This is a genomic window from Deinococcus yavapaiensis KR-236, from assembly GCF_003217515.1.
GTDB classification, from domain to species: domain Bacteria; phylum Deinococcota; class Deinococci; order Deinococcales; family Deinococcaceae; genus Deinococcus_A; species Deinococcus_A yavapaiensis.
Genome location: NZ_QJSX01000001.1, coordinates 462188 through 487850, shown reverse-complemented (window position 1 = coordinate 487850; position 25663 = coordinate 462188). Strand labels below are relative to the sequence as shown.

Annotated in this window: 26 protein-coding genes; 13 read left to right on the top strand and 13 right to left on the bottom strand. The window is 64.4% G+C overall.

The window, feature by feature from the left end:
- Positions 1 to 71: 71 nt before the first annotated feature.
- On the top strand, positions 72 to 1433 hold the full coding sequence (locus tag DES52_RS02410) for a DUF4403 family protein (protein WP_110885138.1): 1362 nt from the start codon (positions 72 to 74) through the stop codon (positions 1431 to 1433).
- Between the two features lie 2 nt (positions 1434 to 1435).
- Here DES52_RS02410 and DES52_RS02405 read toward each other — a convergent pair whose 3' ends face one another.
- A complete protein-coding gene (locus DES52_RS02405) occupies positions 1436 to 2278 on the bottom strand; it encodes a GNAT family N-acetyltransferase (RefSeq protein ID WP_110885137.1) in 843 nt (280 codons plus the stop codon).
- A 232-nt stretch (positions 2279 to 2510) separates the two neighbouring features.
- Here DES52_RS02405 and DES52_RS02400 point away from each other — a divergent pair, with 232 nt between their 5' ends.
- Positions 2511 to 3095: a DUF4258 domain-containing protein gene (locus tag DES52_RS02400; protein ID WP_110885136.1), complete on the top strand. Its 585-nt coding sequence runs from the start codon at positions 2511 to 2513 to the stop codon at positions 3093 to 3095.
- A 54-nt stretch (positions 3096 to 3149) separates the two neighbouring features.
- Here DES52_RS02400 and secD read toward each other — a convergent pair whose 3' ends face one another.
- The 7 genes from secD to DES52_RS02365 all read right to left on the bottom strand — a co-directional run bounded on the left by secD (position 3150) and on the right by DES52_RS02365 (position 10640).
- Positions 3150 to 5453: a protein translocase subunit SecD gene (gene secD, locus DES52_RS02395; protein ID WP_245900574.1), complete on the bottom strand. Its 2304-nt coding sequence runs from the start codon at positions 5451 to 5453 to the stop codon at positions 3150 to 3152.
- 77 nt (positions 5454 to 5530) lie between these two features.
- Positions 5531 to 5851 (bottom strand): hypothetical protein, encoded by a 321-nt coding sequence (locus DES52_RS02390; RefSeq protein ID WP_110885134.1) that lies wholly within the window; start codon positions 5849 to 5851, stop codon positions 5531 to 5533.
- A gap of 120 nt (positions 5852 to 5971) precedes the next feature.
- Entirely contained in the window at positions 5972 to 7840 is a 1869-nt protein-coding gene (gene infB, locus DES52_RS02385; protein WP_110885133.1) for a translation initiation factor IF-2, read from the bottom strand.
- Between the two features lie 51 nt (positions 7841 to 7891).
- Positions 7892 to 8167, bottom strand: coding sequence for a YlxR family protein (locus DES52_RS02380; protein ID WP_245900572.1), 276 nt, complete (start codon positions 8165 to 8167; stop codon positions 7892 to 7894).
- Positions 8168 to 8193: 26 nt separating this feature from the next.
- Complete coding sequence (gene nusA / locus DES52_RS02375) at positions 8194 to 9387, bottom strand: transcription termination factor NusA (RefSeq protein WP_110885132.1); 1194 nt, start codon at positions 9385 to 9387, stop codon at positions 8194 to 8196.
- Between the two features lie 15 nt (positions 9388 to 9402).
- Complete coding sequence (gene rimP, locus DES52_RS02370) at positions 9403 to 9849, bottom strand: ribosome maturation factor RimP (RefSeq protein WP_110885131.1); 447 nt, start codon at positions 9847 to 9849, stop codon at positions 9403 to 9405.
- 194 nt (positions 9850 to 10043) lie between these two features.
- Positions 10044 to 10640, bottom strand: a complete 597-nt coding sequence (locus tag DES52_RS02365; RefSeq protein WP_110885130.1) for a septum site-determining protein MinC — start codon at positions 10638 to 10640, stop codon at positions 10044 to 10046.
- 118 nt (positions 10641 to 10758) lie between these two features.
- Here DES52_RS02365 and DES52_RS02360 point away from each other — a divergent pair, with 118 nt between their 5' ends.
- Entirely contained in the window at positions 10759 to 11145 is a 387-nt protein-coding gene (locus tag DES52_RS02360; RefSeq protein WP_170130848.1) for a S1 RNA-binding domain-containing protein, read from the top strand.
- 52 nt (positions 11146 to 11197) lie between these two features.
- Here DES52_RS02360 and hpt read toward each other — a convergent pair whose 3' ends face one another.
- Positions 11198 to 11725: a hypoxanthine phosphoribosyltransferase gene (gene hpt / locus DES52_RS02355; RefSeq protein ID WP_110885128.1), complete on the bottom strand. Its 528-nt coding sequence runs from the start codon at positions 11723 to 11725 to the stop codon at positions 11198 to 11200.
- A gap of 167 nt (positions 11726 to 11892) precedes the next feature.
- On the opposite strand from hpt, the gene trpC reads away from it, so the two are divergent.
- The 4 genes from trpC to DES52_RS02335 all read left to right on the top strand — a co-directional run bounded on the left by trpC (position 11893) and on the right by DES52_RS02335 (position 15076).
- Positions 11893 to 12660, top strand: coding sequence for an indole-3-glycerol phosphate synthase TrpC (gene trpC / locus DES52_RS02350; RefSeq protein WP_110885127.1), 768 nt, complete (start codon positions 11893 to 11895; stop codon positions 12658 to 12660).
- 57 nt (positions 12661 to 12717) lie between these two features.
- The gene (gene speD / locus DES52_RS02345) at positions 12718 to 13146 is read left to right on the top strand and encodes an S-adenosylmethionine decarboxylase (RefSeq protein WP_110885126.1); all 429 of its coding nucleotides are present in this window, start codon (positions 12718 to 12720) and stop codon (positions 13144 to 13146) included.
- Between the two features lie 57 nt (positions 13147 to 13203).
- Positions 13204 to 14145 (top strand): polyamine aminopropyltransferase, encoded by a 942-nt coding sequence (gene speE, locus DES52_RS02340; RefSeq protein WP_110885125.1) that lies wholly within the window; start codon positions 13204 to 13206, stop codon positions 14143 to 14145.
- Positions 14146 to 14224: 79 nt separating this feature from the next.
- Positions 14225 to 15076: an ion transporter gene (locus tag DES52_RS02335; RefSeq protein WP_110885124.1), complete on the top strand. Its 852-nt coding sequence runs from the start codon at positions 14225 to 14227 to the stop codon at positions 15074 to 15076.
- Positions 15077 to 15080: 4 nt separating this feature from the next.
- On the opposite strand, the gene DES52_RS02330 is transcribed toward DES52_RS02335, so the two are convergent.
- The 4 genes from DES52_RS02330 to uvrA are packed head-to-tail and all read right to left on the bottom strand — an operon-like array spanning position 15081 to position 19779.
- Positions 15081 to 15521 carry a disulfide oxidoreductase gene (locus tag DES52_RS02330; RefSeq protein ID WP_110885123.1) on the bottom strand — a complete coding sequence of 147 codons (441 nt, stop codon included), beginning with the start codon at positions 15519 to 15521 and terminating at the stop codon, positions 15081 to 15083.
- A 16-nt stretch (positions 15522 to 15537) separates the two neighbouring features.
- Positions 15538 to 16200, bottom strand: coding sequence for a DsbA family protein (locus DES52_RS02325; protein ID WP_110885122.1), 663 nt, complete (start codon positions 16198 to 16200; stop codon positions 15538 to 15540).
- Positions 16201 to 16237: 37 nt separating this feature from the next.
- Positions 16238 to 16789, bottom strand: coding sequence for a hypothetical protein (locus tag DES52_RS02320; protein WP_110885121.1), 552 nt, complete (start codon positions 16787 to 16789; stop codon positions 16238 to 16240).
- Entirely contained in the window at positions 16786 to 19779 is a 2994-nt protein-coding gene (gene uvrA, locus DES52_RS02315; RefSeq protein ID WP_110885120.1) for an excinuclease ABC subunit UvrA, read from the bottom strand. The genes DES52_RS02320 and uvrA overlap by 4 nt, the downstream gene beginning before the upstream one ends.
- A gap of 188 nt (positions 19780 to 19967) precedes the next feature.
- On the opposite strand from uvrA, the gene DES52_RS02310 reads away from it, so the two are divergent.
- The 6 genes from DES52_RS02310 to DES52_RS02285 all read left to right on the top strand — a co-directional run bounded on the left by DES52_RS02310 (position 19968) and on the right by DES52_RS02285 (position 25648).
- Complete coding sequence (locus DES52_RS02310; RefSeq protein ID WP_110885119.1) at positions 19968 to 21044, top strand: Gfo/Idh/MocA family protein; 1077 nt, start codon at positions 19968 to 19970, stop codon at positions 21042 to 21044.
- Positions 21041 to 21775, top strand: coding sequence for a ThuA domain-containing protein (locus DES52_RS02305; RefSeq protein ID WP_211317842.1), 735 nt, complete (start codon positions 21041 to 21043; stop codon positions 21773 to 21775). Before DES52_RS02310 ends, DES52_RS02305 begins: the two co-directional genes overlap by 4 nt.
- Before the next feature lie 252 nt (positions 21776 to 22027).
- Entirely contained in the window at positions 22028 to 22546 is a 519-nt protein-coding gene (locus tag DES52_RS02300; protein WP_110885117.1) for a hypothetical protein, read from the top strand.
- Between the two features lie 348 nt (positions 22547 to 22894).
- Positions 22895 to 24124 (top strand): flavodoxin-dependent (E)-4-hydroxy-3-methylbut-2-enyl-diphosphate synthase, encoded by a 1230-nt coding sequence (gene ispG, locus DES52_RS02295; protein WP_110885116.1) that lies wholly within the window; start codon positions 22895 to 22897, stop codon positions 24122 to 24124.
- Entirely contained in the window at positions 24124 to 24528 is a 405-nt protein-coding gene (locus DES52_RS02290) for a DUF4259 domain-containing protein (RefSeq protein WP_110885115.1), read from the top strand. The genes ispG and DES52_RS02290 overlap by 1 nt, the downstream gene beginning before the upstream one ends.
- A gap of 49 nt (positions 24529 to 24577) precedes the next feature.
- A complete protein-coding gene (locus tag DES52_RS02285) occupies positions 24578 to 25648 on the top strand; it encodes an aldose epimerase family protein (RefSeq protein ID WP_245900570.1) in 1071 nt (356 codons plus the stop codon).
- The last annotated feature ends 15 nt before the right edge of the window (positions 25649 to 25663 follow it).

Below are 25663 nucleotides of genomic sequence, written 5' to 3'. Positions count from 1 at the left end.
CGCCTCTCTGACAGAGGGAAGGAGGGCGCGTCTCACATGAGATCAGCTCGCGTACGCTACGAAGAAGGTCCATGAGACGCCCTCTTCTCGCCGTCGCCTCGATGTTCGCGCTCGCTTCTTCCTCGTTGGCCGCGACGTCGCACCTCAGCGTGCCGGTTAGCGTCTCGTACGCCCGCTTGCAGACGGTCGTGAACGAGAACGTGCCCGTGGTTCTGGCGCCGATGGACGTGTCGCAAGCCGTCGCGGGCGGAGTGCTCGGCACCGTGCGCTTCTCGGGGCAAGTCACGCGCACGTCGCATGTGCGGGTGAGCGGCCAGGAGGGCAGTCTCGTGATGACGTTGCCCGTGCGCGTGAACTTGGAGGCGACGTACGGCGTCACCCGCAAGTTCGGTGGCGAGGCCAGCGTCTCCGTACGCCTCACGCCCGAGCTTCACTCCGACTACACGGTCACCGTTCGGGCCGCCACGGACCTCGCTTGGACGGACCCGCTGAGCTTCGAGCTCGCGCCCGGCGTTCGCGTGCCCGTCACGACGCTCGTCGAAGGCGTCGTACGAACCCAACTCGATGTTCTCGCGCGCCGCTTGGAGACGGAAATCGCCCGCGCTGCCGACTTGCGAACGCGGGCGAGTACCGCGTGGCAAGCGCTGCATCAACCTTGGAAGCTTCCGGCCCCGGAGCCCGCCTTCGCGAAGGTCACGGTGGAGAAACTCGCCGCGACGCCCATCAAGACGACGAACGACGCGCTCACCATGAACGTTCAAGCGGACTTCGACGCCAGCGCGTGGATCGGTGGCAACGCGCCCGGCGCGGTCGCCGTGCCCTTGCTGCCCGACCTCGTCATTCGCGAAGTCGACCGGACGGGCGTGCAACTCGAAGTGCCGATTCAAGTGCCGTACGCGGTTCTATCGAACGCCATGACCGCGTTCGCCGCTCGGCAGGGGTACCCGCTCGCCGTGCCTCTCAAGCCGACCGTTCGAGTTCACAAGGTGACGGTCACGCCAAGAGGAGACTTGCTCAACGCCGCCACGGACGTCACCGTGCGCGCCCTCGGCCTTCGAGTGAACGCCACGCTCGACGTCACCGGTCGGCCCGTGCTGGACGCGAAGACGGGCGCGCTGAGCTTCACGAACGTCACCGTGCGCACCAGGCCCACGGGCCTCACCGCCCGCGTTCTCGGATGGCTCGCGGATCGCCGCGTGCAGGACTTCCTGATTCGAAACGCTCTCTACGACACCACGAAGGACGCCGCGCGCCTCTTGGCGACCGTGCGCTCCAAGTTGCCCTTTTCGCCCGTTCCGAACGTCACATTGACAGGGCAGGTGCGCGAAGTCGACGTGAGAAGCTTGCGCGTCACCCCGAGCGGCGTCGTCTTGACGGGCCGCGTCGAAGGAGACGTGCGGGCGATCGTCGATCCGGCCGCACGACTTCGGTAAGGTCAGGCGGTCTCGTCACGAAGGTACGTGACGACGCTGCGGCGCCACGAGAGGCCACGGCGCGTGTACAACTTCTTCGCCGCCGACTCGTGGTCATGGGCGCGCGCCCGAAGGGCCCGCACTTCCGCGTGAGAGAACGCCTCGCGAATCGCCGCGTCCAGCAACACGCGGCCGTAGCCGTGTCCGCGTTCGGCGGGATGAACGGCGAGGTACGTGAGGTTGGCCGTCTCGCCGATCTCCAGTTCCGCGAAGCCGACGGCGCTTCGCCCGCGCATCAAGACGAGCATGCGGACGTCGTCGCGCCGCGCGTGCGCCTCGAAGTTCGTGTACGTCCACTCCAGCCGCGAACTCCACTTGTCTTCGCTGAATCGGTAGAGCGCGCGGTACGTTTCGAAGTCCACGCGTGGCGCGATCCTCAAGTCGCCGGGCGCAGCGGGCGAGGGTCCTGCCTGGTCGCGTCTCAGTTCGTAGAAGTCGGTGGTGTGCATCGGATGAAAGCGCGCGTCCTCCAGCGCGTCGCGCACGACGATGTTGTCGCGAGCGCAAAAAGCGTACACGCTGCCCTTCGCGGCGCTCAACACTCGCTTGAGGGCGGGCGCCAGCGGGCCGGTGCCGAGCGGCCCTTCGAGCAGGTGGTCCGCCTCGAAGCCGCTCAGGGCGCAGTACGTCCGTACGCCGTCGAACTCGTCAACGTCCACGAAGCAAACTTTGTCCTCGCTCTCCAACCTCAGGTCGTGCGGCGTTCTCGCTTCGGGCGCCAGCACTTCACGCTCGGGTTGAGCGTCCATCCATTCGAGCAGGGCGAGGACGTCGGGCGTGTCCGTGGACTGCATGGGCCGAATCATGAAAGCCTCCTGTGGTGCGCTGTCGAGTCGAAGAAAGCGCGAGAGGGTTCGCCGCCGAGTCGCCGAGCTTGCCTTCAGTGTAAGGAGGCGGGCGCCGAGCACAAGTGTTCGTTGCCTCGCACTGCTCGCCGCGTTTCGCGTTACAATGTTCGTATGCCCTGAACAGGGTGCCTCCTTCTCACTCCTCAAGCACAAACGTGTTTGCGGAGCGCTTTTCTTTTTGGAGACCGCCATGCCCCTTCGCGACGATCCGACCCTGCTGACGCTGCGCGCCGAAATCGAACGAGACGAGAAACAGCGCCGCAAGCTCCCGCCTCCACCCGCCCCAAAGGCGCCGCAAAAGCCCGTGAAGCCGCAGCGTACCGCCGACCTTCAGGGCGTGGACACGTCGGATTTCGCGCTCGCCTCCGCGCACCGTCGTCTCAAGGACGCCGTGTTCGACGGCGATTACGTCATCAAGCCGCACGCGATCGGGCACGCGCGGGCGGAAGGCTTTTTGGAGCACGACATCGTCATGGTCCTGAATTTCGGTCGCGTGCGCGCGGTGTATCCCGAGGATCGCCGCATGCTCGTCTCCGGTTACTTCGAGGCGCACGGCTTCAAGTTGCCGTTGCACGTCGTCGTGGAGTTGCACCGTGACGGGCGGGGCTTCGACGTCGTCACGGCCTTCGTTCCGAAGCATCCTCATCACATCGTGTCGCGCCAACGCCTCGCCTTGATGCTGCGCTGGGATTCCGAAGACGTCAAAGCGCGCGTCGTGACGCCCGGCAACAAGGTCGGGTACAAGAACAAGGGCCGCTGGAAGCGCGGCGCGTGACCAACGAGAAGGCCCCCTTCACGGGGGCCTTCTCGTTGCACAAACGTAGAGCGATTACGCCTTGGCGGTCGGCTTGGCGGCCGCGCGGCGGTTGGCGCGCCAATTTTCGTAATACACCACCATCGGCGCCACGATGTAGATGCTGGAGTACGTTCCCACCAAGATGCCGACGAGAAGCGCGAGGCTGAAGTCGCGCAGCACCGGACCGCCGATGATCAACAGCGACACGAGCGGCAGCATCGTCGCGACGCTCGTCATGATCGTGCGCGACAGCGTCTGGTTGATGGAGATGTTCACGATTTCCGCGTACGGACGTCCGCGCATGAGACGCAAGTTCTCGCGAATGCGGTCGGAGACGATAATCGAGTCGTTGAGGCTGTAACCGATGAGGGTCAAGACCGCCGCGACCGTGTTGATGTTGAACTCGAGGTTCAGCAGCGCGTACAGACCCATGACGATCGCGACGTCGTGCGCGACCGCCACGACCGAGCCGAGGCCGAACGCGAGGTCGAAGCGAAACGTCACGTAGATCAAGATGAGCGCGAGGCCGAGCAGCACCGCTCGAATCGTCTGGTCGCGCAGTTCCTCTCCGACCGACGCCCCGACCGTGTCGACCGCTTGAATTTGGCCGCCCGGCAACTCTTGGAATTGCGAGCGGAGATTTTCGCGTTGCGCGTCGTTGACTTGCGGCACCTTCACGATGAAGGACGTCCCGGGCACCGCCGGATTGACCGACGCTTGAATGGTCGCGCTGGCGGGCGCGACGCCTTGAATGGCCGCCTCGCCGATCTTCGCGCGCACCTGTTCGACGCTCACCCCGGCGTTCGTGCGAAGCGTGAACGCCGTGCCCGACGTGAAGTCCACGCCGAATTGGAAGCCCTTGGCGAGCATCACGCCGCACCCGGCGACCGCGAGGAGGATCGAGGCGGTCGTGACGATGGGGGCGATCTTCAAGAAGTTGAAGTTCGGCGTCGCGAACCACATCGGCGCCTTGAGTTCGCGGCGCCTCGAGAAGACTTCCATCAGCCACTTCGCGAACACGAGGTTCGAGAAGGTCGACGCGACGACCCCGATCGCGAGGATGACCGCGAAACCGCGCACCGGCCCCGTCGAGTAGTTGTACAGCGCGAGCGCGACCAAAAGGTGCGAGAGGTTCACGTCGAAGATCGTCCAGAACGAGTGACCGTAGCCCGCCTGGACGGCTCCCTTGATGCCCTTGCCGCGGCGAAGCTCTTCCTTGATGCGCTCGAAGGAAATGACGTTGCCGTCCACGGCCGCGCCGATCGTGAGGATGAGACCCGCGATGCCGGGCAGCGTGAGGACCGCGCCGAGACCTCCGAGCATGCCGAGAATCACGATCGCCGAGAACAGCAGGCCGAGCGCGCCGACGAGGCCGAACCAGAAGCCGTAGTAGAAGAACAGCAACGCGAACACGAGGACGATGCCGATGATCGCGGCGATCGTGCCGCTCCGAATGGCGTCCGCGCCCAGCGTGGGGCCGATTTCACGTTGCTCGGCGATGGTGATCGGCACGGGCAGCGAGCCCGAACGCAAGACGAGCGCGAGGTTCGTCGCGTCCTGCGACGTGAAGTTACCGGTGATCTGAACGTTGGTGGACAACTGCTCTTGAATCGTCGCGACGCTCTGGATCTTGTTGTCGAGGACGATCGCCATGAGCTTGCCGACGTTCTTGCGAGTGAACGTGAGCAGTTGGTTGGCGCCCTTGCTCGTCGTCTGGAAGGTCACGACCCAACGGCCCGAGTTGGGATCGGTGGCGGGCGCGGCGCTCGCGACGATCTCACCCGTGGCTTCTACGGGACCGAGATCGGACAGCGAGAAGCCTTGCGAGTTCGGATCGGTTTGCGCGACGTCCGTTTTGGGTTGCGCGCCGTCCTTCACCATGCGGAACTCCAGCACGGCCGTCTGACCGATGACCTTGCGAGCGTTTTCCTGCTGCTCGGTCGAAAGGCCGGGAAGCTCCACGATGACGCGCTCGCTGCCTTGAATCTGCACGACGGGCTCGGCGACGCCGAGGGCGTTGATGCGGTTCTCCACGACCGTCTTGATCTTCTCCAGGTCGTCACGCGTGAAGTTCGCCTTGTCGGGGACGAGCGCGACGCGCAGGCCGCCTTGCAAATCGAGCCCGAGGTTGATCGCCTTGAAGCCGCCTTGCGTCGTTTCCCACAAGGCCGTCGAGCCTTGCTGTTGACGAGGCTGCCAAGGGCGCCAGATGTACGCGATCGACGCGATGAGGACCGCGAGGAGCATGAGGGCCGTCCATGGAATGCGGCGGGGCGGCGCGGCGTTACGGCGGTTGCGATTGCCGTTGGGGTTTCGGTTACGAGAAGAGTTGGTCACGAACAGCTCCGAGGAAATCCGTAAACGGAAGAAGAGGAGGAGGGCGAGTAGACGGATAGACGAATCGAGGCGGGCTTTCAAGCACCTTCGAGTTGCGACACGCCGCTCAGCGTTCTCGGCGAAGGCGTGAAGCCACGCGCGACGCTCGGACTGGCGCTCGGCTCGCGCGACCGCAAGGGCGCGAAGCGCTTGAGGAGGATCGGAACGTCGCCGACTTCGTGCGGGGTGATGGGTGGAAGTGGCGCGAACGACCGCAACTCCGACAGGGGCGGCGGCGTGAGGCTCGGTCCTTTGCGGTCTGCCGCGTTGTGCGGAGCGAGGCCGAAGACGACGGCGAACACCGAGGCGAGCGCGAATACGCGCTGCCCCCAAGCCTTCCAATTCGCCGTCTTCACCAAGAATTGAGTTTAGTGCATCCTCGCGCCGACGTTGTTAACCAACAAACAGAAACCTCCTCTCCCTCACGGGAGAGGAGGCTTGGGGTGCGTCTGACGAACCCTAGGGAGGCTAGGGAGGAGTTACGACGTCACTTCGACGAGCTCGCTCGCCTCAATGACGTCGCCTTCTTGCACGTCGTTCCAGTCGATGTTGATACCGCACTCGTAGCCCGTTTGCACTTCGCGGACGTCGTCCTTGAAACGCTTGAGGCCCACGATGGTGCCGTTGTACACGACTTGCCGTCCGCGCGTGACCTTCACCTTGGCGTTGCGCCTCAGCATCCCGTCTTGCACGTACGACCCGGCGACGACGCCCGCCTTCGGGTGGCGAATGACCATGCGAACTTCCGCGCGCCCGAGGTAACGCTCTTCGAACACGGGTTCCTGCTGGCCCTTGATGAGGCGGTCGACTTCGTCGATCAACTCGTAGATGATCCGGAACGACTTCAACTCGATGCCCTTGTTGTCCGCCGCTTTCTTCACGCCGCCCGACGCGGTGACGTTGAAGCACATGATCTCGGCGTTCGCGGTGCTGGCGAGCAGCACGTCACCCTCGGTGGGCGCGCCGATGCCGGCGAACATCACCGTGAGCTTGACTTCCTCGCTGGACTTGCGCGCGAGAATGCCTTGCAGCGCTTCGAGCGATCCTTGAGTGTCCGCGCGCAGGATGAGGTTCACCTCGTGCACGTCGCCCGGTGCGCCCAAGATGTCGTCGAGCGAGAGACGACGGCCCTTGCGCGCCTCCTCGACATCACGGCGATCTTGCGTGCGACCCGCGACGAGTTCGCGCGCTTGGTGCTCGTTCTTCGCGCTCGTGACGGTGTCGCCGGCGGTGGGCGCCTCGCTGAAGCCGAGGATCTGCACGGGCGTGCTGGGGCCGGCGTCCTTGATGCGGTCCCCGACGGAGTTCGTGAGGGCCTTGATCTTGCCGTACTTCTCGCCGACGACCAGGAAGTCCCCGACGTGTACGGTGCCTTCCTGCACGATGATGTTCGCGAGCACACCCATCTGCTTGTCGACGCGGCTCTCGATCACGACGCCCTTCAAGGCCGCCTTCGGGTCGGCCCGCAGATCGGCGATCTCGGCGACGAGCGAAATCATTTCGAGCAGATCCTCGACACCTTCACCGCTGCGCGCCGAGACGCCCACGACGATCGTCTCGCCTCCGAATTCTTCGGGCACGAGGTCGAGGGGGATGATGTCTTGCTTGACCTTGTCGACGTTTGCCTGCGCGAGGTCGATCTTGTTGATCGCGACGATGATGGGCACGTTGGCCGCCTTGGCGTGCGCGATCGCTTCTCGCGTTTGCGGCATGACGGAGTCATCGGCGGCGATCACGATGATGGCGATGTCGGCAACGTTCGCTCCGCGCGCACGAATCGTCGTGAACGCCTCGTGACCCGGCGTGTCGATGAAGACGACTTTGCCTCGGCTGGTCTTCGCTTCGAAGGCGCCGACGTGCTGCGTGATGCCGCCCGCTTCCTTCGCGGCGACCTTCGTCTTGCGAATGTAGTCGAGCAAGCTCGTCTTGCCGTGGTCGACGTGACCCATGATCGTCACGACGGGCGCGCGGTGCGGCAGTTCGGTGGCCGTCGTGGTGACGGCGGCAGGTTGGGCGGCCAAGGTGCGCTCCTCTCCCGCCGTGGCGCTTTGCGCGGCGGATGGCTGCGGGGCGGGCGTCGGATTGGACGCGACCGGGGGGGTGGCGGCGACCGGTTCGGGCGCCGCTTCTTGCGTCGCGGACGCGTTCACCGAAGAATCCTCGGGAGCGGCGTCCTCGGCCTTGGACGACGAGTCCGCGAGGATCGTCTTGATCGCCTCGACGGTCTCCTCGTCGAGGGTGCTCGACGAGGATTTGTACTGCACCCCGAGCGAGTCGAGGATTTCCAACATTTTGGCGGTTTCCACGCCGAGCTCTTTGGCAAGAGCGTAAATGCGAACTTTAGACATGATGGACCTCCGAAAAGCCCAGCTTCAAAAGCGCTGTGAAAGCGCTCCTGGTTAGATTGTGTTCATAAACGTTCCCGATGAAAGGGCATTCGCCACGCTCGCCGCCGACGCTCCAAGAGCTCGGCGCAGGCGCTTCTCCGTATGGCACGCGGAGTTGTCCTTGCAGACGTAGGCGCCTCGACCTTCCCGCTGGCCTTGCGACACTTCCCAGCCCGTCTCCGTCTTTCGAAGGCGGACGAACTCCGCTTGCGGTCCTTTGCGCCGACACGCGACGCAACTGCGTTCGGGAACGTGCTTGGTGGACTGTGGGCTGCTCAAGGTGAACACCTCGGCGTTTCTGCTCGTCGGCGAACTCAGTCGTTCAGGTCGGTGTCACCTTCGGGCGTGGCCGAGGCGACGGTCTTGGCGTCTTTGAAGAGCGCGTCGAAGGCGGCTCGGGCGCTGCTGCTCGTAGCGGGCGCCTCCTCCTTGTCCTGCATCGCCTGCGCGATGGCGGCGTCGAGGTCGGCGACGGCCTGCGTCTCCTTGAGGTCCACTTTGAAGCCCGTGAGCTTCGCGGCGAGACGCACGTTCTGCCCGCCCTTGCCGATGGCGAGGCTGAGCTGATCGGGAGTGACCGTCACAGTCGCTTCCTTGCGGTCGGGGTTGACTTCGATGAGACCCACCTTGGCGGGGGAGAGGGCGTTGCGAATGAATTCGCGCGGGCTCGCGTCCCACAAGATGACGTCAACGCGCTCACGCCCGAGTTCGCCCGTCACCGCTTGAATGCGGTTGCCACGGTGACCGATGCACGCGCCAATCGGGTCGACGTTCGAGTTGCGGCTGAACACCGCCACCTTGGAGCGCTGGCCTGCTTCACGCGCGATCGCCTTGACTTCGACGATCCCCTCGGCGACTTCGGGGATTTCTTGCTTGAGGAGGTACTCCAGCAGTCGCTCGTCGGCGCGTGACGCGAGAATCGTCGGGCCTTTCGGGGTCTTGCGGACTTCCTTGAGGTAGATCTTGACGCGGTTGCCGTTCAGCAGTCGCTCGCCGGGAATCTGCTCGCGCGGCGGCATGATCGCTTCGCCCGCGCCGAGTTCCACGAAGACGTTGTTCTTGTTGTCCATGCGCACGACCGTCGCCGTCAGGACTTGGCCTTCCTTGTCCTTGTACTCGTTGTAGACGACGTTGCGCTCGGTCTCGCGCATCTTCTGCGTGAGGGTCTGTTTGGCGGCTTGCAAGGCGATGCGCGTGAATTTCTCGCGCTCCACCGGAAACTCCATCTCCATGCCGATCTCGACGTCGGGGTCGAGTTCGAGCGCGTCGGCGAGGCTGATCTGCAACGCCTCGTTCTCGACCTTCTCGACGACTTCTCGTACGATCAACACTTCGAGCTCGCCGGATTTCGGATCGAGATGCACTTCGACGCGCTTGTCGGGCTCGACGTTGCGCTGATAGGCCTGCGCGAGCGATTGCTCGAACGCCTCGATAAGCTGCATTTCGTCGATGTTACGCGCCTGAGCGACTTCGCGCAGCGCGTCCACAAAATTGAATTCTGCCGTCATGGCAAGAAGACCTCCTTAACGGTGAGACGGCGGAAACTCCGCCAAATTCGCCTGAAACTCCCCGGCTTTCAGCGTCACGGGACCATCCTGAAGATCGAAGGTCACGTCGTCACCTTCCACCTTGAGAATCGGGGCCGTGAAGTTGTGCCCCTTCGAGCGCACTTTCGCCTTCAAGCCGATCATGCGCTCGAAGTGCCGCGCCCGCTTCAAGGGTCGCTTGCCGCCCGGCGACTCCACCTCCAGGCGGTATTCGCCTTCGATGGGGTCGAGGCGGTCGAGCTCGGCGTCGAGGGCGCTCGACGCGCGATGCACGTCCTCGATTGTCACGGGCTGCTCGTCGAAGCGATCGATGCGAACGAGCAGCAAAGGCTTGCGCCCGGGATTTTGCAGGTGGACTTCCAACACTTCGAACCCCAATGGTTCGAGGACGGTCGTCACGATGTTTTCGAGTTGTTGCGTCATAGGGACGGCGCGCGCTACTTCGTTCACGTCACGCCCCTCATCACCCCCCTGCCTCATGCGAGTCGTTGTGTCTTGCGAGACGGCCTCTCAAGAAAACAGGGTGGGCACCTGCCCACCCCTCGCAAGAGGAATTGCTTCATCAGTATACGACAAAAAGGGCACGTTGAGGAGTGTCGCGCGCCGTCTCCTCGCGCTCAAGACATCTTCAAGCTCTGCGTCTCGATCACGATTTGGCCGTCTTGCAGGCGCGCCATTTCCGCGCTGCCCTCCTCGATTCGCCGCATCGATTGCATGGCGTTGTCTTGCGGCGCGCGGGCGAGCGCGTCACCGAGGCGAATCTGCGGACTGGCGATCGGACGCGCCCATACGATCGCGTCCTCCTTGCCGCCCGCGCCCGCGTGCACCACGCCGCGCAAGGCGCCCATCACGATCACGTCTCCGCCCGCCACGATTTCCACGCCGGGATTCACGTCTCCGAGAATCACGACGCTTCCTTTGTACTCGCCGCGAAAGCCTGCCCGGATGCTGTGCGGAACGATCTCGGTGCGGGCGCTTTCCTGCACCTGCACGATCGGGCGACCTCCCCGCACACGCTCGAGGTTGCCGCCCGCCGCGCGCACGACGTTGAACACCGCTTCCAACGCCGCCGGGTCCGCATCGCCCTCCAGTTCCACCATGACGTTGTCCTTCAGCAGGGAGCGCTTGGACGAGAGCGCTTCCTCGACGCTCTTGACCGTGTCGCCCTGCTCGATCAGTAAGTTCAGTCCTCCGAGCGTGCCGCGCAGCTTCATCGCTCTCAAGTGTATCAGTCAGGGTGAGCAAACTTCCATTCCAGTACGAAAAGCTGCTGTTTTGCGCCTCGCGTATCCGGGTGATAGGATGGCCTTATGCCATTTACGGAGGACATTCTTGGTGCAGCTTGAATCCGGTGCCGTCGTCGAGGGTCGCGTCACGCGTTTGACCGACTTCGGAGCTTTCATCCAATTCGAGAACGGTGAGACGGGCCTCGTGCACATCTCGCAAATCGCGCACTCTTTCGTGCGCTCGGTTCGCGACCACTTGGAAGAAGGCCAGACGGTCGAAGTGAAAGTGCTCGGCCGCGACGAGAAGGGCCGCCTTGACCTGTCCATCAAGGAGCTGCTCGACGAACCCGAGGAAATGCCGCGTCCGCGCGCCATCGGGCGTCAATCCCCCCAATTCGAAGCCAAGCTGCGCTCCTTCATGCGCGACGCCAAGGAACGCACGACCGGCGGCGGTGGAGACCGCAAGGGCGGCAAGAAGGGCGGGAAGCGCTAAGCCGCATCCAACGAAAGAGGCTCCGAAAGGAGCCTCTTTTTTTCGCTTTGTTTTACTCCTGCGACGTGATGAACGGCAGGTTGCGGTCGAATTGCGCGCGGTCGAGGCCGTACCCGTACACGTACGCGTCGGGAATCGTGAAGCCGAGGTAGTCGACCGGGACTTCCACTTTGCGGCGTGACGGCTTGCTCAGCAGGGCCGCGACTTTCAACGACGACGGTCCGCGGCCCGACAGGTAGTGCAGCAAGTACTGCATCGTGATGCCCGTGTCGACGATGTCCTCCACCAGAATCACGTGCCGGTTGGACAAGGGCAGGCTGAGGTCCTTGACGAGGCGCACCTCGCCGCTCGACTGCTTGGCGTTGCCGTAGCTCGACACGGCGAGGAAGTCCACGGTGAGAGGCATTCGGATGGCGCGCACGAGGTCCGCGTGAAACAGGAACGCGCCGTTGAGAACGCAGATGAGGTGAGGCTCGAGCCCGGCGTACTCACGTTCGATCTGCGCGCCGATTTCCGCGATGCGCGCTTGAATCTCGCTCGCGGAGATCTGCACGGGGCCGTTCGAAGGAACGAAGGTCATTTGAAAATGCTAACACGAGTCTCAAGGGCGTTCCGGTTGAAGCGGGCCGAGCGCCGACCTCAACGCACTCGAGGGGAGAAGCCGGAGCAAACGAATTCGGGAGGAGGGCGAAGGACGGTCGCCTCCGCGGTCCTCCACGAAAAGGACGGAACCTCTATCATGCCCGCATGGATTTCACTGCCGTTCCCGGCGTGCTGGGCCGCATCGTGCGCGAGCGCGCCGAGGATTACCTCGACGCCGAATTCCAGCCCTCCGCACGTCCTCGCACGAAGCGCTTCGAACGGGCCCTTCGCCTTCCGGGCTTGTCCTTGATCGCCGAGGTCAAGCGCGCCTCGCCCAGCAAGGGACACATCGCCGCCCTCGACCCTGCCCAAGCCGCGCGCTCTTACGAGCGGGGCGGAGCGCGCGCCGTGTCCGTCTTGACGGAGCCCCGGCACTTCGGAGGTGACGACCAGGCGTTGCGGGACGTCGTGAAGGCGGTCGCCATCCCGGCCTTGCGCAAGGACTTCGTCGTGCATCCCGCCATGCTGGCCGAGGCGGCGCAACTCGGCGCGTCCGCGGCGCTCTTGATGGTGTCGGTGCTCGGCGAGCTGACGCACACGTTCGTGCAAACGGCGCACGCCCTCGGCCTCGACGCTCTCGTGGAGGTGCACGACGAACGCGAACTCGATGTCGCGCTGGAGGCGGACGCGGAAATCCTCGGCGTCAACAACCGTGACCTCACGACGCTGAAGACCGACCTCGCCAACGCACCGAGGCTCATGCGCCTCGCGCGGGCGCGCGGCTTCGAGGGCGTGCTCGTCGCCGAAAGCGGCTACGAGCGCGCCGAGCAACTCGCGGACGTGCGCGGCCTCGCCGACGCCGTCCTCGTCGGATCGAGTCTGGCGGCTGCCGACGACTTGGAGGAAGCCGCTCGCCGCTTGATGACTCCTTGACTTGATCGCCACCCTTGGCCCCTCGGCCTTCGTGGCGTGCTAAAGTGCTCAATTGCTATGACGGGTTTTGCCGAGTACGGTTTGGCCGAGGGAGGCCGCTGGGTCGCCGAGATTTACGGATGCGACTACGACACCATCGAGAACGCCGAGCACGTCGAAGCCGCCATGCGAGACGCCGTGATCAGTCTCGGCGCGGTGCCCGAGACGGTGCACAGCGTCTTTCACAAATTTCAGCCGCAAGGTCTCTCGGGCACGGTGATGAGCCCCGTCGCCCTGGTGACGATTCACACCTGGCCGGAGGACAACGCTTCGGCCACCCTCGACTTGTACTTTTATCGAGGCGACGCCAACCCCGAGCAAGTCATTCGCGAGCTCACGACAGCCCTCGGCGCGTCCGACCAGGACCACTACCACTTGTGGCGCGGCGCCCGACGCACCCGCGGCCCGAGCGGACAACTCGTCGAAGAGCCGCACTCCAATCCGTAATTCCACTCCCCGTACGGGCGGGTGTTGCACCCGCCCTCTGCCTTGCAGGAGGTTTTCATGAAGTTCGGCTCCTACTTCCTCGAAGAAATCACTCCGTACGAATCGATGCTGCGCCGCATGGACGAGATTCTCGCCAAGCGCACCACGAAATTCCAGGAACTCACCCTGTTTCGCTCCGAAGGCTTCGGAAAGGTCTTGATCCTCGACAAGGACGCGCAAAGCACCGAGCGCGACGAGCACGTCTACCACGACACGCTCGTCCATCCGGCCCTCCTCGCGCACCCCGAGCCGACGTCGGTGTTCATCGTGGGCGGAGGCGAAGGAGCGACGCTGCGCGAAGTCCTGAAGCACCCGTCTGTGGAGCGCGCCGTGATGGTCGACATCGACGACGAGCTCATCGACATCGCCAAGGAACTCTTGCCCGAGTGGCACCAAGGCGCCTTCGAGGATCCTCGCAGCGACGTCTACGCCGAGGACGCTCGCGCTTGGCTCGAACAGCACGACGAGCAGTTCGACGTGATCCTCGTCGACCTCACGGACCCTGTCGGAGAAGACAGCCCCGCGCGCTTCCTGTTCACCGTCGAGTGGTACAGCCTTCTCAAGAAGCGCCTCAAGCCGGGCGGTTTCGTGGCGATGCAAGCGGGCATGCTGCTCCTCACCCACCACCGAGAGCATCCCGTCATCCACCGCACGGTGCGCGAGGTGTTCGAGCATGTTCGCACGTACCGCACGTACATCCCCGGCTACTTCCTGCAGTTCGGCTTCATCCTCGCCAGCGACCACACCGATCCTCTCACGATCGACACGGCGACGTACCAAACGCGCCTCGACGAGCGTCGCCTGAAGTTGCGCTACCTCAACGCGCCCCTCATCACGGCGCAGTTCGCGTTGCCCAACGACCTCATCGAAGCGATCGAGGCGGAGACGATGGTCAGCACGGACGCCGAACCGTTCTGGCTCGACGAGGAAGGCAATCCGCACCAAAAGCCGCTGGGCTGACTTTGCGCGAGCATCGACGACACTTGAGCAAGAATTGAGGAGGCGAAGGCGCCTCCTCTTCGCTTTGGCATCTTGAAGTATGGCCGCCTCTCCGGATCGCGAATACGTGGATCGACGGGCGCCGTGGCGCGTCTCGCTCGGCAATGTCATCTTCAACAACGACACGCGCGCCGGACAACTGTTCGACCTCGCCCTCACCTTGCTGATCTTCGCGTCCGTCTTCGCCGTGATGCTCGAAAGCGTTTCCGGGTTGCGGCGGTCGTACGGCGTCATGTTGCGCGACCTCGAATGGCTGTTCACGATCGTGTTCACGGTCGAGTACACCTTGCGGCTCGTCACGGCACGGCGAGCCCTGCACTACTCGCGCAGCTTTTTCGGCGTGGTGGATTTGCTGTCGATCCTGCCGGGCTTCATCGCGCTTCTGTTTCCGGGCACGCAAGCCTTCACGGTCGTGCGCGCCTTGCGCTTGCTGCGCGTGTTTCGCATTCTGCGCCTCGGGCGTTACCTGCAAGAGGCGTCCGTCATCACGGAGGCGCTTCGCGCGAGCAGCGCGAAAATCACGGTCTTCCTCGCGACCGTCCTGACGCTCGTTCTGATCATCGGCGCGCTGATGTACGTCGTGGAAGGACCCGAGAACGGCTACACCTCCATCCCGACGAGCATGTACTGGGCCATCGTGACGATCACGACCGTCGGATACGGCGACATCGCGCCTTCGACCCCGCTCGGAAAGTTCCTGGCGAGCTTGACGATGATCCTCGGCTACGGCATCCTCGCGGTGCCGACCGGAATCGTCACCGTGAGCCTCGCGCGAGCGGGCCGTCCGACGCGCTTCGTGACGTGCGAGCGATGCGGCGAGGAACGGCACGACACGGACGCTCGGTACTGCAAGACGTGCGGCGAGCGCCTGCCCGCCGCACCTCAAGCGTGAACGTTCACGCCGCGCGTCGACGCCAGCTCAAAAGTACGAGGATCAGCGTGAACGCCGTGAAGCTCAGCACGGGAATCGTGATGAAGCCCAGCCAGTTGATCCACTTCACCGTGCACGGCACGCCGACCGCGCACGTCGCGAGGGTCGGCACGACGCCGCGCTCTTCGAGGATGTGATAAAGGGCGATGACCCAACCGATCGCCGCCATCGGCAGAACGTACTTGCGAACGTCCGTGTCCCCTCGGTACGCGGCGATGCCGAGCACGACCGCCAAAGGATACATGCAGATGCGCTGATACCAGCACAGCGTGCACGGAACGAAACGCGCGATTTCCGAGAAGTACAAGCTCCCGAAGGTCGCGGCGAGCGCGACGAGCCAAGCCACGTACACGCGGCGTTCGGGCGTGAACCAAGTGGATCTGGAGGAAGAGGCGGCGGTGCTCATCGAGGATCCTTTGCTGTCACCGAGCGTTTTGCAAGGCGCGGTCGATGGCGGTCGTGAAGTCGTCGAAGGTGCGCGCCTGCACCTGCACGCCGTTCACGAACACCGTGGGCGTTCCGCCGACGTTGAGGCGACGCGCGAGGGCGTTGTCTGCGTTCACCTTCTCGATGGTCGCGTTCGACGCGATGCACTGCGAGAGCTGGGCGGCGTCGAGGCCGTTCACGTACCCGGCGAGCTCTTGTAGGTACGCGGGCGTCGCCCACTGCGTCGTCTCTTCCTTCTGGCCGCGGTAAATGATCGTCTTGTACTGCCAAAACGCCTGCGGGCTTTGCTGGTAGGCGCACTCCGCGGCGACGGCGGCCGTGGTGGAGTCGGGTCCGAGGAACGGAAAGTTCACGAAGGCGAACCGAATGCGGTTCGTGTCGATGAACTTCTCCTTGATCGTCGGGTAGACGTTCTCCTCGAAGTTCTTGCAGTTCGGGCACTTGAAGTCCTCGAAGACGACCACGGTCACCTTGGCGTCGGCGTTGCCCAAGAAGGGCTGATTGGAGACGTCGATCGTCGTGCCGCTCGCCCGCGTCGACGTCACGCGTTGCCAAACGAAGAACCCGACGATCAACGCGGCGAGAACGAGAACCGTCACGATGACGGCGTTGTTGCGAGCAGGGCGCGCTAGACTCATCTTGACGGCATCTTAATCCACGTGGGTTTCAGAAGTGTTACGACGCCGAGCGGCCCTCGCGTCGCCGCGTCACAACCCGGACGACCGCGCCGAGCACGAGTCCGGCGACGGTCGGCCACAAAGTGTAAGTCCAGAAGTCTTCCGTTTGCGGCAGCGTGACCGTCTCGTCGAATTGGCTGCCGAATTGACGCGCGATCAGAAGCGGGGCGAGCAGCAGCACCGCCGCGAACGGCAAGCCGAACCAACCGCCCGCGTGCTTCACCAAAAGCGCGGCGACGAGGCCCGCTACGATCAACGGAAAGGCGACGTACCACTGGGGCGCGGTCGCCGTGACGTCCACGAATGGCTGAACAAGCCCGGCGAGCAACGGCAAGGCGCCCAAGAGCGCGCCCGTGTAGCCGAACCAGTTGCCGCACTCGTCGAGGAGCAGCACGGCCACGATCCACACGGCCAGCTTCACTTGCCACTCCAGCGGGCTGAGCAGCACGGCCGCCAAGACGACCAGCCCCAAGAGGCCGATCGTCCAGCGCCAAACGTTGGAAAAGTCGCGCTTCGCGCGCGGCGCGGGCCTGCGAGGAGCGGGCGTCACCCTGCGATCCTTTCACGCTTCGACGTCTTCTTCTTGGCCGGGGCCGGTACGACGCCGGAGCGTGCGGCGATCTCGGGAATCTTGGCGAGGTACGCGCCCGTGTGACTCGTGGGGTGCGCCGCGACTTCTTCCGGCGTGCCGGTCGTGACGATCTCTCCACCTCGAATGCCACCTTCGGGACCGAGATCGATGATGTGGTCGGCGGCTTTGATGACGTCGAGGTTGTGCTCGATGATCAGCAAGGTGTTGCCCGCTTCCACGAGACGTTCCAGCACGCCCATGAGTCGGCGTACGTCCTCGAAGTGCAGGCCCGTCGTGGGCTCGTCGAGAATGTAGATCGTCTTGCCCGTCGCGCGCTTGCTGAGCTCGGACGCGAGCTTGATGCGTTGCGCCTCGCCGCCCGACAGCGTCGTGGACGGCTGACCGATCTTCATGTATCCCAAGCCGACGTCGCACAGCAACTGCAACTTGCGCTCGATCGTCGGGATGTTCTCGAAGAAGGTCGTGGCGACCTCCACCGTCATGTCGAGGATGTCGGCGATGCTTTGCCCGTTGTACTTCACTTCCAGCGTTTCACGGTTGTAGCGCGCGCCTTTGCACACTTCGCACGGCACGTAGATGTCGGGCAGGAAGTTCATCTCGATCTTCATGACGCCGTCGCCTTTGCAGTGCTCGCAGCGCCCGCCTTTGACGTTGAACGAGAACCGTCCCGCTTGATAGCCGCGCCGACGCGCCTCGGTCGTGCGCGTCATCAAGTCGCGGATCTCGGTGAAGACGCCCGTGTACGTCGCCGGATTGCTTCTCGGCGTGCGTCCGATCGGACTCTGGTCGATCTCGATGACCTTGTCGAGGTGCTCGATGCCTTCCATGGAGTCGTACTTGCCGGGATTCGTCTTCGCACGGTTGAGCTCGCGTGCGAGGGTCGCGTGCAGGATGTCGTGAATGAGCGTGGACTTGCCCGATCCGCTCGGCCCCGACACGACCGTCATCGTGGCGAGGGGAATTTCTACGTCGACGTTGCGCAAGTTGTGCTCGCGCGCGCCGCGCACCTTGAGCTTCTTGCCGTTGCCGCGTCGGCGCTCGGTCGGCACCTCGATCTTGACGTCGCCTCTCAGGTACTTGCCCGTGAGACTGTCGGGATTGTTCGCGACGTCCTTCGGCGTGCCGACTGCCACCACGTCCCCGCCGTGGACACCGGCGCCGGGACCCATGTCGATGAGGTAGTCGGCTTCCATCATCGTCTCCTCGTCGTGCTCCACGACGAGCAGGGTGTTGCCGAGGTCGCGCAGGTTCTTCAAGGTCTGGATGAGGCGCCCGTTGTCCTTGGGGTGCAGCCCGATGGAGGGCTCGTCGAGCACGTAGAGCACGCCCGTGAGCCCGCTGCCGACTTGCGTCGCGAGGCGAATGCGCTGCGCTTCGCCGCCCGAGAGGGTGTTGGCGGTGCGGTCGAGCGACAGGTAGTCGAGGCCGACGTCCACGAGGAACTTCAGGCGCGTGCGAATCGCCCGCAGAATCGGCGCGGCGACCGCGGTGCCGAAGCCGCCGAGCGACAAGTCGAGGTTGCGGGCGGGCGCGACCTTCTTCGTGCCGCCCATGCCGCTCTCCAGGAACTTCGTGATGAAGTCGTTCGTGACGGTGCTTTCGCCCATCAAGTCGAAGAAGCGGTCCGCTTCCAGAACGCTCATGTGGCTCGCCTGCGCGATGTTCAGTCCCCCGACGCGCACGGCGAGGATCTCGGGCTTGTAGCGTGTCCCGCCGCACGTCGGGCAAGGCACCATCTCCATGAGCTCCTCGAGCTTCTCGCGCATGAAGTCCGACTCGGTCTCGCCGTAGCGCCGCTCCAAGTTTGGAACGACGCCTTCGTACTCCGTCATGAAGCGCATCGTTTCCTTGCCGTTGCGGCGGTAGACGACCTCGAAAGGCTCGGCCATGCCACGCAGCACGATTTCCTTGACGTTGTCGGGCAGTTCGCGCCACGGAGTCTTGAGGTCGAAGTCGAGGTGCTCGGACAGCGCCCGCAACTTGTCCCAGTAGTACACGCCGCCGCCCGTGCCCTTCTTGCTCCACGGCACGATGGCGCCCTCGGCGATCGAGAGGTTCTCGTCGATGATCTCGTCCGCGCTGAACTCCAGCTTGCTGCCGAGCCCCGCGCAGTCACCGCACGCCCCGTACGGATTGTTGAACGAGAAGGAGCGCGGCTCGAGCTCTTCGAGAACGCTGCCGTGCTCGGGGCACGCGAACTTCTCGGAGTAGAGTTCCTCGTGGTTCGTGTCGGGCAGCAGAACCCGCAGCAGACCTTCGCCGCGCCGCAAGCCCAACTCGACGCTCTCGGCGATGCGACCCCGGTCGCTTTCGCGAAGCGCGAGGCGATCCACGACGACGTCGATGTCGTGCTTCTCGAACTTTTCGAGCTTGAGCTTCTCGGCCTCGTCGAGGTCGTAGATGATGCCGTCCACGCGCGCCCGCGCGAAGCCTTCACGCTTGAGATCCCCGAGGACCTTGCGGTACTCGCCCTTGCGGCCCCGCACGACCGGAGCGAGCAGAATGGCCCGCGCGTCCGTGAAGGTGGTCAAGAGTTTGTCGGTGATCTCGCTCGGAGATTGCCGCTCGATTTTACGTCCGCAAATCGGGCAGTAAGGCGTGCCGACCCGCGCGTAGAGCAGGCGCAGGTAGTCGTGGATCTCCGTGACCGTCCCGACCGTGGACCTCGGGTTGTGAGACGTCGTCTTTTGATCGATGGAAATGGCGGGCGAGAGGCCCTCGATGCTGTCGACGTCCGGCTTTTCCATGAGGCCGAGGAACTGGCGTGCGTACGCCGAGAGGCTCTCGACGTAGCGCCGCTGCCCTTCGGCGTAGATGGTGTCGAAGGCGAGCGTCGACTTTCCCGAGCCCGAGACGCCCGTGATGACGACGAATTGATTGCGGGGCAGCTCGACCGTGATGTTCTTGAGGTTGTGCTCCCGCGCGCCGCGCACGATGATGTTGTTCAAGCGAGATTCTCCCTGGGTTTCTGATACGCCGGAGGCAGAAGGAAGGCGACGTTCTTCAGAATCAACGTCGCATTCTAGCAGAACGGTGCGAGGGCGCGCGCGACAAAGGTTAGGATGACTCTGCGTTCCCGACGCCCGTCGTTCCACCGCCGTTCCGTGATCAACGTCGCCCTGACCAAGGAGCCTTCATGAGCGAAACACCGTCGGCCCATTCGCCTTTGCGCCTCGTCCACGTCGGCACGGGCGGATGGGGCCGCAGTTGGATGCGCGTTTTGCAATCGTCTCCCGACGTGACGCCTGTCGCGTGGGTCGACCCCTATCCCGAGTCTCTCGCCGCCGCCGTCAAGGAAGGTGCGCACGAAGGGGCGTGCTTTCCGTCTCTGAGCGACGCCTTGAACGCCGTCGAGGCCGACGCGGCCCTCGTCACGACAAGCGTCGCCGGACACGTGCCTGTCGCTGTCGAAGCGCTCAGCGCGGGCTTGCACGTCCTCGTCGAAAAGCCGTTCGCGATGACGCTGCGCGAAGCGAGAAGCGCCGTCGACGCCGCCCGTACCGCCAGCAAGGTGCTGGCGGTCAGCCAGAACTACCGACATCATCCGGCTCCGAGGTTCGTTCAGCGTCTCGTGAACGAGGAGCGCGTCGGGACGATCGGCACCGTCGAAATAGACTTCCGCCGCGACTTCGCCCGCACGCTGCCAACGGGCGCGGGACACCACACGTGGCCGCAACCCTTGCTCGTCGACATGGCGATTCACCACTTCGACCTGCTTCGCATGGTCCTCGGGCGCGAACCGCTGCGAATCCGCTGCCACGCCTTCAACCCGCCGTGGAGTCCTTACAAGGATCCCGCCGCCGCTTACCTCACCATCGAGTTCGAAGGCGGCGTGATGGTCGACTACCGAGGAAGCTGGGCGTCGTCGGGCCCCGTGACGCCGTGGGCGGGCGAGTGGAAGATGGACTTTTCCAACGGCGAGATCGCGTGGTCCAGCCGCGGAGACGATCCTGCCAAGCCCGAACGCGTCGCGGTGCGCGGGCTGAAAGGCAACGCCCGCGCCGTCCGCTTGCCCGCCGTGCCGCACCTCGACCGTGCCGGAACCCTCGCCGACTTCGTCCACGCCATCCGGACAGGCCGCGAACCCGAGACGTCGGGCCGCGACAACCTCGCCAGCCTCGCGTTGTCGCTTGCCGCCGTCAAAAGCGCCCAGGAAGACCGAACGGTCGACCTCTCGGAATTCCTCTCGCCATCCTCGGAGGTTCTCGTATGACCCAAGATATGACTCAGCCCGTCCGCGTTCTCGTCTGGAACGAACATCGCCACGAACGCAAGAATCCGAAAGTCGACGAGCTGTACCCCGACGGCATTCACGGCGCGGTCGCGTCCGCGCTGCGCGAAGGTGGATGCGACGTTCGCACCGCCACCCTCGACGACGACGAACACGGCCTGACGGAGGAAGCGCTCGCGTGGGCGCAAGTCGTCGTGTGGTGGGGACACCTCGCGCACGAGGAAGTGAAGGACGAAATCGTCGACCGCGTCGTGAAGCGCGTGTACGACGGCATGGGCTTCGTGCCCCTGCACTCCGCGCACATGGCCAAGCCGTTCCGACGCCTCATGGGGACGGGCTGCATGTTGAAGTGGCGCGAGGCGAACGACAAGGAACGCCTGTGGATCGTCGCGCCGCACCATCCGATCGTGACGGGGCTGCACGAATTCGTGGAGATCGAGCGAGAGGAGATGTATGGCGAGTTCTTCGACGTGCCCGCCCCCGAAGAACTCGTGTTCGTGAGCTGGTTCAGCGGCGGCGAGGTCTTTCGATCGGGTTGCACGTGGACGCGCGGCAAAGGCAAAATCTTCTACTTCCGCCCCGGACACGAAACGTACCCGACGTATCACCTTCCGGACGTACGACGAGTGTTGGTGAACGCCGCGAAGTGGGCCGCGCCGAGCGGCGTCGAGCGCTTCGTGCAGGGAAACGCGAAGCCGCTGGAATCGATTTGACCGAACTCGAATGATCGTCCGGGGCGGCGTGACAGCCGCCCTCGCCGCCTTGACGAAGACGACCGACTGAATCGGCGGCCCCCTCACCGCTCGAGCTGTTCCGCCCGACGAGCACCGCTGGATCAAGGACACGGGGGGCACGGCGAGCTACCGTGACGGAAGGAGCACAGCAACTCAGCTTCTCGTTGAGCTCGCGTGGCGGGACACCTGCCGCTTCAGGGCAGCGTAACGAGGCGGCGCTAGCTTGCCTCGATGCACCTTCTCTCCGCCCTTTCCCTGCTCGCGCTCGGCACGCCCACATCGGCTTTTTTCGGTTCCTCCGCCAACCTCTCCTCGACCTCGTTCTGCAAGACGTATGACTGCTCGCCCGCCGTCCTGACGCGTGGTGAAAGTCCCGCGTACATCTACACGCACACCTTGAACGTCCCCGGCGTGACGGCCAAGCTCTTTCGCTACCCGAAGCAGGCCCGCCCCGACACGAACCAGGCGAGGACGGCGCCCGTCCTCGCGGCGTCGCTCGACGTGTGGATCAGCTCGAAGACCGATGTCCGTGCGGTCGCCAAGATCGTCCGCGACCTCGTGAAGACCGTCGGCGGTCCCGACGAACTGCCCGAGCTGTACCAGGGTTGCTTGCTGAACGCGCGCCGCTCGGACTTGCCTGCCGGATTCGAGCACGTCATCGTCCGGACGCGCCTCGTCTTCGTGAAGTGCGTCTACGTGAAACCGGGCGCGCAACTGACGTTCGCCGTGAATCCGGTGCTGAACGACTGACGGGAAGGGGCTGGCGCGAAAGGGGAACCTTCTCGGCCGGAGGCGACGAACAAGCGTCAGGAATCGGCCACGCTTCTGCGAGAAGCCCTTCGAACTCGCCGCCTCGTCGGGAACTCGTCGCCCTTTCGAGCACACTTCGAACGTTTCAAGGGCGTACCGGCGCGCGGATTCGTGCGCCTCGTGCCCGGCAGGGTCGAGCGCGGCGACCCTGCTCGGCTTCGAGGTCGAGCGGGGCGCGTTCGAGGCCTCCGCTTCCGACATGGCGTCAAGAGGACCGGGCGCCGAGACATGGTTCGTTCGGGACGTTTCACGCTATCCCGCTTCTGCCTTCGTCGCTAGACTGGGCACATGATTCCTCGTCGCAAAACCGTGACGGCTTGGGTGGGAACCGTGCCCGTGGGCTCGGATCATCCGGTCATGGTGCAGTCCATGACGAACACCGACACCGCCAACGCCGAGGCGACCGCCATTCAGATCGCCCAGCTGGCCCGCGCGGGTTCGGAAGTCGTGCGCGTCACCGTGAACAACAAGGCGGCGGCGGCGGCCATTCCCGACATCGTGCGGCGACTCGCCGACGTGGGCTTGAGCACGCCCATCGTCGGCGACTTCCACTACAACGGCCACATCCTCCTGCGCGAGTTTCCCGAGACGGCGAGATTACTCGCGAAGTACCGCATCAATCCCGGAAACGTCGGCGCGGGTCAGCATCACGACAAGAACTTCGCGACGATGATCGAGGTCGCCAAGGAGTACGCGAAGCCCGTTCGAATCGGCGTGAATTGGGGCAGCCTCGACCAAACGGTCCTCGCGCGCATGATGGACGAGAACGCTCGCAGCGCGACGCCGAGAAGCGGCACGGACGTCATGATCGACGCGATGATCGCGTCCGCCTTGGAGAGCGCCGAGTACGCCGAGTCGCTCGGCCTCGGACACGACAAGATCCTGATTTCCGCCAAGGTGTCGAGCGCTCCCGAACTGTGGTCCGTGTACCGCAAGCTCGCCGCCTTGTGCGACTACCCTCTGCACCTCGGCCTCACGGAAGCCGGCATGGGCATGAAGGGCATCGTGGCGAGCAGCGCGGCCCTCGCGCCCTTGCTGCTCGAAGGTATCGGCGACACCATTCGCGTGTCTCTCACGCCCGAGCCCGGCGCGCCTCGCAAGCTCGAAGTGGAAGTCGCGCAACAAATTTTGCAGTCCATGGGCATTCGGCAGTTCCTGCCTCAAGTCACGGCCTGCCCGGGCTGCGGCCGCACGACGAGCACCTTCTTTCAGGAACTCGCGCAAAAGATTCAAAGGTACATCGGCGACTCCATGCCCGAGTGGAAGCTCAAGTACCCCGGCGTGGAGGCGATGCAGGTCGCCGTGATGGGCTGCGTCGTCAACGGTCCCGGCGAAAGCAAGCACGCGAACATCGGCATCTCGCTGCCCGGCACGGGCGAAGATCCGCGCGCGCCCGTGTACCAAGATGGTCAACTGCTCACGACGTTGCGAGGCCCGCGCATCGCCGAGGATTTCCAAGAGCTTCTCGAAACGTACGTCGAGCGCACGTACGGCCGCGGAGAGCAGGTGAAGAGCTGATGGCGGCGTGGGGAACCGGGGTCTTCGAAAACGACGAGGCGACTCGCTACCTCGCAGAGGTGCTGAATGACGGGCCGGTCGCCGTATGGGAAGCGCTCGAGATCGCCGTGGACGAGGACGACTTCCTCGAAGTGCCCGAGGGCATGCGGGCGGTCGCGGCGGCGGAACTCGTGGCCGTGTACGTGACCGGCGACTGGTCACGCGTGCCGATGGAGCGCCGCGCCGCGCTGTCGTCCTTGCCGCTGCAAGTGTCCGACGATCTGCGAAGCCTCGCGCTCGACGCCCTCGAACGCGTCACGGCCGCGAACTCCGACGTGCGAGACTTGTGGGCGGCCGAAGGCGACGACTTCGGCGCGTGGCTCGCCGACGTCGAGGATGTGAGGCGACGTTTGCGCCACTCATGACGCGCTTCCCCTCTGGACAGTGAGCGCGTTCATGAGGTTTGATTCGCCAATGAGCATCGAACAGCAACCTTGGGGGGAGACGGACGCGGGAACGTCTGTCTCCATTTTCACGCTGCGCACGCCGTCGGGTCTCGAAGCGCGCATCACGAATTTCGGAGGCATCGTCACCCACCTGCTCACCCCCGACCGAGAGGGAACGCCGGGCGACGTCGTCCTCGGACACGACACGTTGAAGCCGTACCTCGGGCGGGCGCAGTCACCTTACTTCGGAGCGCTGATCGGACGGCACGCCAACCGCATCGCGCGGGGCCGCTTCGAACTCGACGGTCAGACGTACCAGTTGCCCGTGAACAACGGCCCGAATTCCTTGCACGGCGGTCCGGGCGGATTCGATCAAGTCGTATGGCAAGCCGAGCCGATCGACGGTGACGAGCCGAGCGTGCGCCTCACGTACGTCTCCCCGGACGGCGAGGAAGGCTATCCCGGCACCCTTACGGCGGTCGTCACGTACACTCTGACGACCGCGAACGAACTGCGCCTTCACTACCGCGCGACGACGAGCGCCCCGACGATCGTCAACCTCACCAACCACTCGTACTTCAACTTGACGGGCGACGCGAGCCGCGACGTTCTCGACCACGAACTCACCATCGCCGCCGAAGCGATCACGCCGATCGACGAGACCCTCATCCCGACCGGTGACTTTCAGAAGGTGGACGGCACGCCCTTCGATTTCCGCACGCCTCGCAAAATCGGTGAACGCGTGAACGACGACGACGAGCAGTTGCGCTTCGCGGGAGGCTACGATCATAACTTCGTGCTCGCTGAGCGTCCGCGCGCCCTGGCTCATGTCGCGCGCCTGTTCGATTCCGCCTCGGGCCGCGTCATGGACGTCGCCACGACACAGCCGGGAGTCCAGTTCTACTCCGGAAATTTCCTCGACGGCAGCGTTCACGGAAAGGACGGGCGGGTGTACGAGCATCGCTGGGCGCTGTGCTTGGAAACGCAGCACTTTCCCGACACGCCGAACCAGCCTCGCTTTCCCTCCACGGTCCTACGGCCGGGCGAAGTGTTCGAGTCGACCACCGTGTACGCCTTCTCGGTGTCCAGCGGGCGTTGATGATAGCCTTGTCCG